At 55.5% G+C, this 12,444-nt stretch carries 9 protein-coding genes and 2 pseudogenes; 10 read left to right on the top strand and 1 reads right to left on the bottom strand.

Translation table 11 applies throughout. From position 1 onward, the window contains the following. The 10 genes and pseudogenes from C5O24_RS13990 to C5O24_RS07090 form a co-directional block, all read left to right on the top strand. Positions 1-2,104: pseudogene (locus C5O24_RS13990) on the top strand (hypothetical protein); the annotation flags it as partial. Further along, positions 2,101-4,329, top strand: coding sequence for a hypothetical protein (locus C5O24_RS07130; RefSeq protein WP_107036661.1), 2,229 nt, complete (start codon positions 2,101-2,103; stop codon positions 4,327-4,329). The pseudogene C5O24_RS13990 and the gene C5O24_RS07130, both read left to right, overlap by 4 nt. Positions 4,330-4,332: 3 nt before the next feature. Further along, positions 4,333-7,161 (top strand): tail fiber domain-containing protein, encoded by a 2,829-nt coding sequence (locus C5O24_RS07125; RefSeq protein WP_107681643.1) that lies wholly within the window; start codon positions 4,333-4,335, stop codon positions 7,159-7,161. Continuing rightward, positions 7,158-8,366, top strand: coding sequence for a hypothetical protein (locus C5O24_RS07120; protein ID WP_133165493.1), 1,209 nt, complete (start codon positions 7,158-7,160; stop codon positions 8,364-8,366). The genes C5O24_RS07125 and C5O24_RS07120 overlap by 4 nt, the downstream gene beginning before the upstream one ends. 21 nt (positions 8,367-8,387) lie before the next feature. Beyond that, positions 8,388-8,684, top strand: coding sequence for a hypothetical protein (locus tag C5O24_RS07115; RefSeq protein WP_107681641.1), 297 nt, complete (start codon positions 8,388-8,390; stop codon positions 8,682-8,684). Next, positions 8,681-9,100 carry a hypothetical protein gene (locus C5O24_RS07110; RefSeq protein WP_107681640.1) on the top strand — a complete coding sequence of 140 codons (420 nt, stop codon included), beginning with the start codon at positions 8,681-8,683 and terminating at the stop codon, positions 9,098-9,100. Before C5O24_RS07115 ends, C5O24_RS07110 begins: the two co-directional genes overlap by 4 nt. A 187-nt stretch (positions 9,101-9,287) precedes the next feature. Next, on the top strand, positions 9,288-9,935 hold the full coding sequence (locus C5O24_RS07105) for a thymidylate synthase (RefSeq protein WP_205961079.1): 648 nt from the start codon (positions 9,288-9,290) through the stop codon (positions 9,933-9,935). A 33-nt stretch (positions 9,936-9,968) separates the two neighbouring features. Next, a pseudogene (locus tag C5O24_RS07100) lies at positions 9,969-10,797 on the top strand (DNA adenine methylase). Between the two features lie 161 nt (positions 10,798-10,958). Next, a complete protein-coding gene (locus tag C5O24_RS07095) occupies positions 10,959-11,210 on the top strand; it encodes a hypothetical protein (RefSeq protein WP_107037106.1) in 252 nt (83 codons plus the stop codon). 165 nt (positions 11,211-11,375) lie between these two features. Next, on the top strand, positions 11,376-11,924 hold the full coding sequence (locus C5O24_RS07090; protein ID WP_107681639.1) for a helix-turn-helix domain-containing protein: 549 nt from the start codon (positions 11,376-11,378) through the stop codon (positions 11,922-11,924). 217 nt (positions 11,925-12,141) lie between these two features. Here C5O24_RS07090 and C5O24_RS07085 read toward each other — a convergent pair whose 3' ends face one another. Further along, positions 12,142-12,354 carry a hypothetical protein gene (locus C5O24_RS07085; RefSeq protein ID WP_107681638.1) on the bottom strand — a complete coding sequence of 71 codons (213 nt, stop codon included), beginning with the start codon at positions 12,352-12,354 and terminating at the stop codon, positions 12,142-12,144. Positions 12,355-12,444 lie beyond the last annotated feature (90 nt).

The following is a 12,444-nucleotide window of genomic DNA, read 5'->3' as shown; positions in this document are numbered from 1 at the left end:
CAACACCTCGGAGGTCAGCACACAGCTTGCCGCGGTGCTCAACTCGCTGATCAAGCCGTCATCGGAGGCGAGCAAGGCGGCCGAGGCTATGGGGATCCGCTTTGACGCAGCCTCGGTCAAGGCTGCGGGTGGTTTTGCCAATTTTTTGACGCAGCTCGATACATCGGTACAGGCGTATGCGGCCAAGTCGGGACAGCTGTCGGAGACGATCTACGGTCAGTTGTTTGGCAGTGCCGAGGCGCTGCGCCTGCTGGGCTCGCTAACCGGCGAGCAAAAGGATGTCTTCGCGGCCAATATACAGGCGATGGCAGACAGTACAGGCGCTATCGACGAGGCATTTGAGATTATGAGCGAGTCAAATGACTCGTTTGCTCAAAAACTCAACAATGCGATAGCGTCGATGACCGACTGGGCGGGGTCTGCGGCAAAGGTGGCCGGCCCGGTGCTAGACCTTACCGCTAACGCCGGGATGGCGGTAATGAGTATCGCACAACTCGCAAAGGGGATGCGGCTCGCCAAGGTGGCGTCTGCGGCATGGACAGCCGTACAGCATCCGCTCAATGCCGCAATATCTGCAAACCCGATCGGCCTGATGGTGATGGCTATTGCGGCTCTCGTTGCCGCGATAGTGTATGCCTACAACAACTGTGAGGAGTTTCGGCAGTCGTGCGACCGGATGTGGGCGACTGTCAAGGATGTCGCCGAGGTTATATGGGCGCTACTGGTCAAGGCGTTTAACGCGGTTTATCCGATAATCAAGGATGTAGCCGAGGTTGTATGGTCGCTGTTGGTCAAGGCGTTTGAGGCGCTCTATGAGATCCACACAAAGATCGTGGGAGCTGTGATGGACTACCTGGCGCCGGCGTTTGACAAGCTCTCGAGCGCCGTTAAGACGGCGTGGGAGTGGGTGCGTCGCCTGTCGGGTGTCGATGAGGCTGATCAGCTCGAGGCGGCCGGCAATGCAGCCAAGGGCGCAGCCGCGGCCGTCACCGGCTACGGTGAGGCAGTCGAAGAGGCGGCCGACAAGGCCGAGGAGGCTGGCAAAAAGACTGTCAACGGCCTCAACGGAGGTGGTCCGACCAACCCTCCCAAATACGACGGCAAAAGCCTTATAGCCAATGCCAGGACGTATAATGAGCTCGCCAACAATATCACCTACTATGAGAGTAAGCTCAAAAATCTCGCGCCATCACAGGAGGCGGAGATCACCCGCATATCCCGGGCTGTCGCAGGTCTAAAGCGTCAGCAGGAGGCGATCAAGGCGCTGCAGGCGGCTGCCGAGATGCCGGAGGATCCGCGCTCCATGGCGGACATCAATAAGGCTATCTCGATCAAAAAGGCACAGCTGCAGCTCGAGCCTGACCCCGGCGCGCAGGTCCGGATAAACCGCGAGATCAAGGCGCTGGAGCGACAGCTTAAGATCATCGAGATCCGTCTGGAGACAAAGCCGCTTAAGGCTGATCAGATCATCCCGGCGACGCCTGACCATGGCGCAAAAATAGACTTGAGCAAATATGGCGTCACTCCGCCGGATCTGTCAAAGATCAAGTTACCGGGCGCCGATCAGATCCTCGGCGACGGACATGAGCGCAAAAAACAGGAGATCGAGGGGCTGGTACCCGTATCGCGGCTTGCGCAGCAGGGACTCGGCGGCGTGAGCGACATGCTCCAATCCGTAACCCGGCTCACCGGCGAGAGTGCCGGCGCATGGCTCCAGTGGGGCGCCTCCGTCCTCGATGCCTGCTCCAGGGCGCTGCCCGCTATTATGGCCGTGGCAGCCGGCAATGCCGCCAACAGCGCCGCGCAGACTCCCGTCGTGGGATGGATCCTCGCCGGAGCGGCTATAGCCGGGGTGCTCGCGTCATTTGCGGCAATCCCAAAATTTGCAGATGGCGGTATAGCCTACGGCCCGACTCTCGGCCTGTTTGGCGAGTATGCCGGCGCCTCCAATAATCCGGAGGTGGTGGCGCCGCTCGATAAGCTGCGCTCCCTGATCAATCCGGCGGGAGGTGTCATGGCCGGCCGCGTGGAGTTTGTGATCGATGGCCGCAGGCTGGTGGGAGTCCTTAACAATGTCAACAGATACAACGAGCGTACACGATGAGCAAGACACTGACATATTACACGGAGTTTGGCAATCGCCCGGCGATCCATGCCGGACGCGAGGCGTGCTACCGTATCGAGATATGGGGAGAGGGCAATAACGTCGCCAGAGAGATCAGTGTGGATTTTGACGCTCCGGCCATGATCGAGTGGGCGGAGGTGGCCAAGCTTGATCCGGTGCAGGGATCCGCTCTGACGCTGCGCCTTGTCTCGGAGAGCGACCGGGAGTTTGTGGGGCTGTACACCGTGGAGGAGGGCGCATGGCGCGTCGATATATACCGCAACGACGATCTGTACTGGCGCGGATCTATCGACACGGAGCTGTACGAGGAGCCATACTCTACGTCGAGCGGCTACGTGGTGGAGGTCACGGCGTCAGATCTCGGCCCGGCCGACCGCACCGATTTCGACTTGACCGGCCGCCATACCATAGAGGATGTTATCCGTCATTGCCTGTTATGCACTGCAATAGCCGACATGGAGCAGGCTATATCGATCAGCACGTCGCTGCCTGACGCCAAAGAGCCATTGTCGCTATCGGATCTGTATGTCAACACCGCCAATTTTTACGACGAGGATGGCGAGCCCATGACATGCCGCGAGGTGCTCGAGGAGGTGTTGAGACCGTTTGCTCTCCGCCTTGTGCAGCGCAATGGCGTGGTACATATATTTGACCTCAACGCGGCGTCCGCCTGGCCGTCGACGGAGGTCTGCTGGATCAGCAATGACGCCCGGATGGGTGTCGATGTGACCTATAATAAGGTCAAGGTGCTGCTGTCGACCTACTCCGACGCCAATGGCTGTGACGGATCCCTCGAGCATGACGAGGTGCTTAAGGGATCGGCCGGAGATCTGTACTACACCGGTGAGCGCGATCACCAGGCGATAGGATCGCCGGGGTTTAGGGTGGCCTCCGGACAGGAGCAACATCCGCAGCTCGAGATATGCAATGGTGCGCTGGTGTGCCGCATGGATGCGGAATGGAGCGGCAGCGATACCGCCGGGGTCGTGTGGCAATACATGGGGCTCAAGGCGCTCGGATCCGGCTATCAGTGTATGATCACGCGAGATGGCGACAACTGGCCGACTGCCATGACATCGGGTACGTTTGTCCCGATCGCCAAGACGCGGCGCCATCTGTCATTAGATCCGTATCAGCCTGTGTATGTAGGATCATCGGCGGGCGGCGAAGTCTATACCGGGGCGCAGCTCCGGGTGTCGCTCGACCTGCTCCTCGACACTCGCTACAATCCGTTTGAGGATGCGGGCGCCGACAATGGCGGCACGCAATACGGCAAGGCGCTCGACATCCCGGCGTCTGTGCGTATCCCCGTGCAGATCGTGTGCCGCAATATCGATGGCGAGATCGCATACCTGTACAATAACGACAGCTTTGTCAGCTCCTACTCCTACACCGGCGGAGAGGGGCAATGGATACCCTATACAGCCGCCGATTTAGCTAAAAACATCTGTTGGCTACAGTATTACGATTGGGACGACTGGAATGGTAAATCGCCTGTAGGAGGATGGGTTGCAAACCGTCAGAGTATCGGCGATCCAAAGGCTACGACCAAGACTATGAAAAAGCGCGGCGACGGCTATTATATCCCCATGCCGCCGTGTGTGGGGTCTGTTGAGCTGTGGGTCGGCAAGGGGTTTGGCGTCATTGTCGATGGGTCAGATGGGTGGCTGCCAAATACAGCAGTACGGCAGTCTGACGCATGGGATAAGTTTGTCAGCCATTTGCGGTGGCTGGCCTACCGTAATCCCAAAATCGACCTCGTCAAATCGAGCGGCAAGGATCTGACCGGGAGCGATCTCGAGGATAGTGCATATATAGTGCGGACTGCAAAGGAGGAGCTGTCTATCGATACGATCGTAGGTACTCCGGGTGACCGGGCGCTCCCTACGTCAAGAGCTATGATGACACTCGGCGACGGGCGGCAGATCCGACGCATGACCCGCGCCGGAGTCACCGACCGCATCGAGCGGCTGCTGATCGGCACGGCATACAGCCAGTATGCCGGACACAATACGGTGCTGAGCGGCACGGCGGAGCTTGTGCCGGATATGCCGGCTATGACTGACGCCTCGGCGCCAGGAGAGAGATATATAATGCTGTCGGATCGTCAAAACCTCGCGGCCGACACAAGCGAGATCCGCATGGTGCGCTTTGTCGGCGATAGCTATGAGGGTGTCGAGATAACCAAAACAACGCAAGGCTGACCAATGAGCAAAAAACAATACAACGTAAGGACTGCGGCGGTGGCCGCGACCGAGAGGCGCGCCCGCAGGAGAGGCGCGTCTGTAGTCACCGCGGGCTCCGGCAGCAGCTATAACGAGGTGTATGGCGACATCGCCGGCAAACTCGACAGAGAGCTCTTTGACTCGATGTTTGAGCGGGTTAGCGAGGGTGTCGACGCCGAGGGTGTCGAGCGTTGGTACATCCGGGCCAAGTCGCACCTCGTGAGCGTGGGCGATGTTACAGCGTATGGCAATGGCGGTCCTGGCGGAGGCGGATCGACGGGCGGCGGGGTTACGGAGCTGCGCTGCCTCGATGATGTGATATTGACCAATCCCAAGGCCGGGCAGATCCTCAAGTATGATGGTCGGCATTGGGTCAATAGGACAATAGATACAGGACTCAACGAGACGGCTCTTGCGGCATACCTGCAGACCAACCGGTATGCCAAGTTGAGCGATATCCCCTCGCTGGCCGATTATGCCACGCAGTCGTGGGTAGAGGATAAGGGCTATGCCACAGAGGCATGGGTGATAGCACAGCATTACCTGACGGAGCACCAGGATATATCGCACCTGCTGACACGTGCGGAGTTTGACTCGATGTTTGAGCGCGTTGATACAGATGGCGGCGGGTGGTACATATTGGCCAAGTCGCACCTTGCCAGTGTCGGCGACGTCACAGCTTACGGGACCGGCGGTCTGGGTAGTACACTCGGAGGTATCGGCGATGTGCAGCTTGGCTCGCTTGCGGCGGGCGATGTGCTCAAATGGGACGGTCAGCACTGGGTCAACGGTCCTGCTCCGGCGGGTGGCGTCGACGAGTCGGTGCTGGCCAACTACGTGACGCTCGACACCGAGCAGCAGATCAGCGGGCACAAGCGGTTTACGTGGAACGATACGGATTTTAGTCATCGCATCACGGTCAATGGCAGCTTTGAGGACGATATCCACCACCATCCGCAGGTCATGTGGCATGTCAGCAATCGCCGATGGACTAAGGCGGTCATGGACGTATGGGGCAATATCCATCTCTTGGAGGGGAGCGCGGGTACATTTGGTGGCGCACATCAAGGCCTCGTGGCGTCCAAATTTGCCAAGCCGGACGGCACGGCCTCGCAGGTACTTATGGCCGATGGGTCGGTGCAAACGCTCTGGAGGGCGGCAGAGGTGACAACCGCAACTACTGACTCAGGGATGATTACGCCTTTGGGGCTCAATCAATGGACGACAAAGACATTTGTGACCGCCCTCGGCACATCGGGCAACTATCTGACATGGACAAAGAACGGCGCGGTTAATAATATTACGATACCATATGCCACCGAGTCGAGGGTGTTGCGCTCTAACGGGTGGCTCACGGCCATCAGCGGCGACAAGCATGGCGCGGGGGTGAGGCTGTATGAGGCGTATAACAACGGCTATCCTACCGCTTATGGCAATGTGCTGGCGGTGCAAGGATCGGCGATGGCGGGCGCGGGCGAGTTGCTTATGGGATGGTCGGGCACGGACGCGGGACACGCAAATCTGTATTACCGCAACTGCAGGGACAGCGCTATCACGTGGTCCCCGTGGACTACCATCCTCGACTCGGCAAACTACTCCTCCATCCTCGATGATCGCTATGTCAACATCACCGGCGACACGATGACGGGGCCGCTGCGTATTGCGCACAGCGCAACCAACTGTGTGCTGTACACTCAGTACAACACCGCGGGTGCGTACTCCAATGTGATATGGGCTAATGTGAATGAGTCCCGTGTTATCTTTGGATCGCCCAACTGGCCGACTGTCGAGCTTGAGACCGCTAACTCCGCGACGGCTGCATATCGTCGCACAAATGGCGTACAATACAAGATCTGGGACTCCGGCAACCACGGCCACACCAGTGGTCTTAATGCCGATCTGCTCGATGGCCATCACAGATGGGATTTTTTTAGACATGGCGCCGGTTATATATCAAGCGATTACTTTAACGGAACCGCGTTTCAAAATCTCGCCCCTGGCGCTTATATATACGGTTACGGAGCTGCATCGGGCTTGTTGGTGTCGTTTGGTAACATCGGAGCGAGTGCGTCATCGTTGGAGCTATACACAACATATCCCGACGAGACAGACATCCGCTATCGTAAAAAGATAGACTCCAACCGTTTCGCAGGCGGGTGGAATACTCTGATTACTAACCGTAACATCTGGGCTTATAATGCGGGATCCGCCACCAAACTACAGACAGCGCGCAGCCTTTGGGGTAACAGCTTTAACGGCGAGGCGGGGTGTGGAGGAGGTCTGACGTTTGACCCGCTTACCGGCGCAAACGCGCGCAATCTGCTGTATCAAAAAATGGCCGATAATGACTTTTTTCGCATCCGCTGCGGTGGGTCGGCGTCAAATGCCGGATGGGTGGAGATAGCGACGGCCGATGACGGCACAGAGCCGATCTACGTGCGTCAGTACACCGGCGAGTTTGCGACGATCACGCGCACGCTGACGCTGCTCGATGGCAGCGGTAACACCTACCTGCCGGGCCACCTCGTGGCCTCCGGCGACGTGACGGCCTACTCCGACGCGCGCCTCAAGTCAGACGTGCAGACGTTGCGCAACCGCGGATTTATCACCCCGCGCACCTACATCAAGGACGGCAAGCGGTGTATCGGTTTTTTGGCGCAGGAGGTGCAGCAAAGATACCCGGAGCTTGTGACTGACACCGGCGGAGCTGATCATTGGCTCGCCCTCAACTATGGCAACCTCGTGGCCGTGCTGGAGGCGCAGATAATTGACCACGAGGAGAGGATTAAAAGATTGGAGGACAGAACATGAGTGCAATAGGTAATACAGGCGTAAAATTTGCAGAGGTGGTCAGGGCAACGCTCGGCGAAAGCTCAACATCAGCGAGTGTGCTCTGTCGCAGCGATAAAATCAACTGGCAAGCACGCAACAAACCCACCATATACCCAAAAAATTTTGACTTGACCGATGCAGAGCGCATCGGCCACCCCAAGCAAACCAACAACGGTATTTATTTTGGCATCCGCATGGGTACTGTATATGGTCGTTTGGCTGACATACATAACGCGACGTTTGAGTATCTCAGGCCGCAAGGTGGCGCGGAGGAGCCGTGGCGCATAGGAGATTTCCGCGGGTATAATCAAGCCGCAAGGATTACGCCGATTGCGTCAGAGTTGAGCACAGAGATACAGTGTCAGGCGGAGCAGGCATTTGCATGTCGGATTGTGCACAATACCAACAATAACGGCGGCATCAATCTGGACGAGATCCTGACTTTTATGCGGCAGTCGGGCATGGATACATTTTCGCTGGCCAACGCTAACCCCTGTCTTATGCTGACTCGCAAAGGCGGCACGACACATGCGGTGAGGGCGCTCAAATGTTGGGACACGCGGGACGTTACGCCGCTGTATCACAACGGAGCGTGGCACGAGCGCTATTACATAGGTATGGAGCGTGGCACGCTTGGCGATGCCGCCCAGTTGCTGCCAACGACCAACGGATCATGGCCGCTGACCGTGTCTGTGTTTTTGGCGGGAGTCTTGGCTGGAGATCATTTTGACTTGCATAACTGGTGTCTGACCAACGACGGCAATCCGGCGTGGGTGCTGCCACAGGCTATCGGTCTGTATGACGCATGTGGCAAATCGGCCACCTACACGGTGTTTGACGATTCGCCAAGCGGAGGCAACGAGAGCATATGGCGCGTGTATGTGGCATCGTTGACGCAGATTAGCACGGGTATCAGGTTTGTGATCAACTCCAACCGCAACACATCAAGCACGACTTATCGGCTCTTTGTCGATGTCGCCGGCTGCGGCAGCAACTCAAAAACATTCACGATGCCACAGTACTCATCTACTAATTTGGATTTTACGTGGAATGAGCTGCGCATGGGTCCGCCTGCACCCGCGGCCGGGTCAACCTACAACATACGTATGCAGATACACTCGATGTCCGGCACATCGGCAACCACCCTCTGGTGGGAGGGGCAAAAAACAATAACAATACAATAACTAACCTCAAAACAATAAATTATGAACAAAAACAAAGTGCAGGTGGTGGCAGCCACCTATCAAGTCAACAATGACCACGACGACAATCGCGAGTATCGGATCTCGGCAAGCGTGAGAATCGGAGCGGACAACACCGTGGAGAGTATCGACGCGGGAGTAGTGTCGACGCTTGACGGCCACAGCGTCGCTACATTTCGCCGCTACATGGGCGGGGGTCTGACGGTAGAGTTTGACGCTACATGCCCGGATCAGACTGCGACGCTCGACGCCATAAACGGATTTATCGCGGATTGCGAGGAAGGAGGGGTAGAGGCATGAAAATGTATGAACTGCTGAATGTTAGCGATCAGCTCAACAGCCTACCCCTCGGCAAACTGACGATCGCCCAGCGCGCCGCGCTCACCCGTACAATCTGCGCCATCTCGCAGGCGCGCAAACCGTTTGACGAGGCTCTAAAGGAGGCGCGCGAAAAGCTCAAGCCGGAGGGCTTTGACGATCTTGCCGGCAAGGGATCGCGCACCCCTGACGAGGAGGCACAGTATAAGCTGCTCGTCGATGAGTATAACGAGGCTGTGCGTACCGCCATCCAGCCCAATCTCGACGCAGAGGTGACGCTGACCGTCGCCAAGCCGATGACTATGGACGAGTTCCTGGCGCTGCCTGACTGTGCTCCCGACTGGACAGCCGGACACATAGTCTACCTGCAGGATCTGCTCGGCATTACCGGGGAGTAATCCACAATAGCCCTCCCGGGGGGGGCAAAAAAATAAACCCCCGGCCTGTTAGTAGCATCTGCCCACATACTAACATATATGCGACACGCCGCACGGCCGAGGGCTATATGCCTTTGACTGCGGTGTGTCGCATATGTATGTGGTCAGATACACAAAAGTACATAAAATAACCCAAACCTACAACAAAATGACGAGGATTAACAAATATCACCAACTGCTGATCAGGATCCTAAACCAAGGCCGCCATCAGCAAAACAAAAAGGGAGGTATAACATACCTCATCAATGAGCAGCTGTCGCTCACGCCGGGCGATCTGCTCGAGATTTTTGAGACACACGGCATCGCCCGCAAAAAACTCAAGGCGGAGTTGTCATTATATATGGCCGGAGAGTGCGACATCGAGCGCTATAGGGCCGCCGGGATCGACTGGTGGGATTATTGCGGACAGACGTTGATCAACAGTTATCCGACCTATATGGCCAAGCTGCCCGTATTGATCGATCGCATCAACCGGGAGCAGCGCAACTCAAAAAATTACGTGTTGTTTTTGGGCGCAACCGAGGCGCCGACAAATCAGGCGCCCTGCCTGAGTCTGATCCAGTATCAGATCGAGGATGGGGAGCTTGTGATCTCAGCGTATCAACGCAGCTCCGACGCAAGCCTCGGATTGCCATCCGACCTCTACCACCTCTACCTCATGTCGCGACAGATAGAGCTGCCCCTGCGCTCGATCACGCTCAACCTCGGCAACGTACACATCTACGACACCAATATCGAGGCTACGCGCAGGATGCTCGATGGTGAGGAGGGTGTCAAGTACACACTCAATGTTTAACCACCACTCAAACAGTGCTCAAATACTATTATAATGACTAAGATATACAAGTCGGCGCCGCTCCCTTTCCAGGGCCAAAAGCGCCGCTATGTCGGCGAGTTTCGCCGCGTGCTGGGCCAGATCCGCGACGCCCGGATCTTTGTCGACCTCTTTGGCGGATCCGGATTGCTCTCGCATATCGCCAAGCGGGAGCGTCCCGACGCCATAGTGATCTACAACGACTTCGACGACTATCGCACGCGTCTCGACAATATACCGCGCACTAATGCGCTAATCAGCGACTTACGCACCATAATGGGGGGGGGGTAAATCCAAGTCACAACGGATCGCATCCCCGCAGCGGGAGCGCATCCTGGAGAGGATTGCCGCAGAGGATGCGGCCGGCTATGTCGATTATATCACATTAGCGGCAAATCTATGTTTTCCGGGCAAGCGGGCGACATCGTACGAGGAGCTGTCAAAGCAGACCTTATATAATAATGTAGTCTCGTCACCATACGGCGCAGCGGGCTACCTCGACGGCTTGACCATCACGAGTTGCGACTACCGCGAGCTTGTGGCACGGTATCGCAACCGTCCGGATGTAGTGTTTTTGGCTGATCCGCCATATCTCTCCACGGATGTAAGCACATATAACATGTCGTGGGGGTTGAGTGACTACCTCGACGTGATCGCGTCGCTCGCCGGTCAGCGCTACATCTATTTTACAAGCTCCAAATCGTCAATCGTGGAGCTCTGCGAGTGGCTCGGACGCAATGCAGGGGTAGGCAATATTTTTGCCGAGGCTATCCGGAGCGATGTTGCGGCCACCGTTAATTACAGCGCCCGCTACTCCGATATAATGCTCTATAATGCAGTGTGATGTGCTGCGCATCTACGAGGACGCCTTAACAGCCAAGATTTTTTTCAAAAAAAATAATTTACTATATATGATAAATTCAAAAGGTTTTGTAACTTTGCATCGTAATCAAAAAACAACACCAAACACTGCGGATCCAGCAGTCTAAACTCGGAACAAATAAAATGGCAAACGTAATCTACAACGACCGCGAGAGTAATTCGACAGAGTGGACCATCGTGGCAAAAAATATCAAGTATCTCACACTCGAGTACAAAACCACATGGGAGGGCAAACGCGACGTAACCATGAAATTTGCCATCGCCGACGAAAGCGAGCTGATCTCTGCCCTCAACGCACACGGCGGCCGCACTATCGTAGAGGGTTATACCGGTCCCCGCGCACTCTCAACTGTCAAGCACGAGGCTGTGAGATAATCAATCCTACATCCATCAACTCAGAAAACTCAATCGCGGCGAAGAGATTGCGAGGCAATATAACCCGCGATTGAGTGTTACAGATGGATGGATTACGAGAATGGTCGCGCCGAAAGCGACGCAAAGTCCCGATATAGTTAAACAATACTAATTATTCGATAAATAATGACTGACGAAGAATTACTTAATCGAGTGACGTCCTTCGACGAAAGCTTCTTTTCGGCTCATATTGCGCTTGAGGAGCACCCCGAACCGGGGGTTACAACGGTTGTTGCTTGGCTTTATTCTGATCCGGGGCCACAATTGACAATTGTGCCATTTGTCATCCCTGACAATGAGGAGTGGATGTTCACCCCGCGCGACTGGCAGTCGTTTGATGTTTTGGCGCTATACAAAGATCTCGGCGCATACATCCAAGCTACCGAGTGGCGCGTTAATGATACCGATACTCCGGGGTTTATCGTCAACGGACTACCTCGTCTGCTTAACGACGCCCCCGTGCAGCTTAAGATTGTCGCACGCAAAAAGCTTGGCGAGAACATTAAAGCCGCCAGGCTTGCAAAAGGTTTGACACTTAAAGATCTCGACGCGTTGACCGGGATTCCATATTCGAGATTGAGCCGCATCGAGGGAGGTCGAGATAATCCCACGTTTGACGGCCTCGTGCGCCTCGCAGTTACTCTTGATACGACTTTCGCGATCGGCGGTTATTAGTTGGATCAACACAAAAAAAAAGAAGCATTACCTCGTTGGTGATGCTTCTTTTTTTGTGTTGATTTTCGCGTTGTGTGTTAAAACTTCACTACGTTTCGTTTTGATTTTAACACTTTTTCAACCGGCTTAATCGACTACGTTTCGTTTTTCCTCGACACGACATTTCGTTTTTCCGATTGTAGTTGTTGGATTTCATAGTAGCCATATCAGTGTTATATTAAAGGGTGAATAACCAAAAGATTATCATTATTGCGGTTATAATGGATATTACCCAGCCCGCACCTCGGATTACAGGTTTGACCATCGCCCACACCAGAGTTCCGATTATTACTCCGATGATGATAGCCACCACCTTTGCAACCTTTTTTATTTGGTTGAACCTGAGGCTTTGAGCTTCGCTTTGACCTTTTATGTGGCTGTTTGTTTTCATCGTTGCGACTTTTTTTTATTTGTATATCACCATCGGTTTTCGCTTGCTTGACACCTCAAAGGCGTGTGGTGAACAGAGGGGATGTTCGCC

The sequence above is a fragment of the Paramuribaculum intestinale genome, from assembly GCF_003024925.1.
Taxonomy (GTDB): Bacteria; Bacteroidota; Bacteroidia; order Bacteroidales; family Muribaculaceae; genus Paramuribaculum; species Paramuribaculum intestinale.
This window is presented reverse-complemented; position numbering and strand designations above follow the sequence as displayed.

Coding starts and splice junctions, on each gene's coding strand:
- C5O24_RS07130 (WP_107036661.1), top strand. CDS start 2,101: ATGAGCAAGACACTGACATATTACACGGAGTTTGGCAATCGCCCGGCG.
- C5O24_RS07105 (WP_205961079.1), top strand. CDS start 9,288: ATGACGAGGATTAACAAATATCACCAACTGCTGATCAGGATCCTAAAC.
- C5O24_RS07110 (WP_107681640.1), top strand. CDS start 8,681: ATGAAAATGTATGAACTGCTGAATGTTAGCGATCAGCTCAACAGCCTA.
- C5O24_RS07115 (WP_107681641.1), top strand. CDS start 8,388: ATGAACAAAAACAAAGTGCAGGTGGTGGCAGCCACCTATCAAGTCAAC.
- C5O24_RS07090 (WP_107681639.1), top strand. CDS start 11,376: ATGACTGACGAAGAATTACTTAATCGAGTGACGTCCTTCGACGAAAGC.
- C5O24_RS07120 (WP_133165493.1), top strand. CDS start 7,158: ATGAGTGCAATAGGTAATACAGGCGTAAAATTTGCAGAGGTGGTCAGG.
- C5O24_RS07095 (WP_107037106.1), top strand. CDS start 10,959: ATGGCAAACGTAATCTACAACGACCGCGAGAGTAATTCGACAGAGTGG.
- C5O24_RS07085 (WP_107681638.1), bottom strand. CDS start 12,354: ATGAAAACAAACAGCCACATAAAAGGTCAAAGCGAAGCTCAAAGCCTC.
- C5O24_RS07125 (WP_107681643.1), top strand. CDS start 4,333: ATGAGCAAAAAACAATACAACGTAAGGACTGCGGCGGTGGCCGCGACC.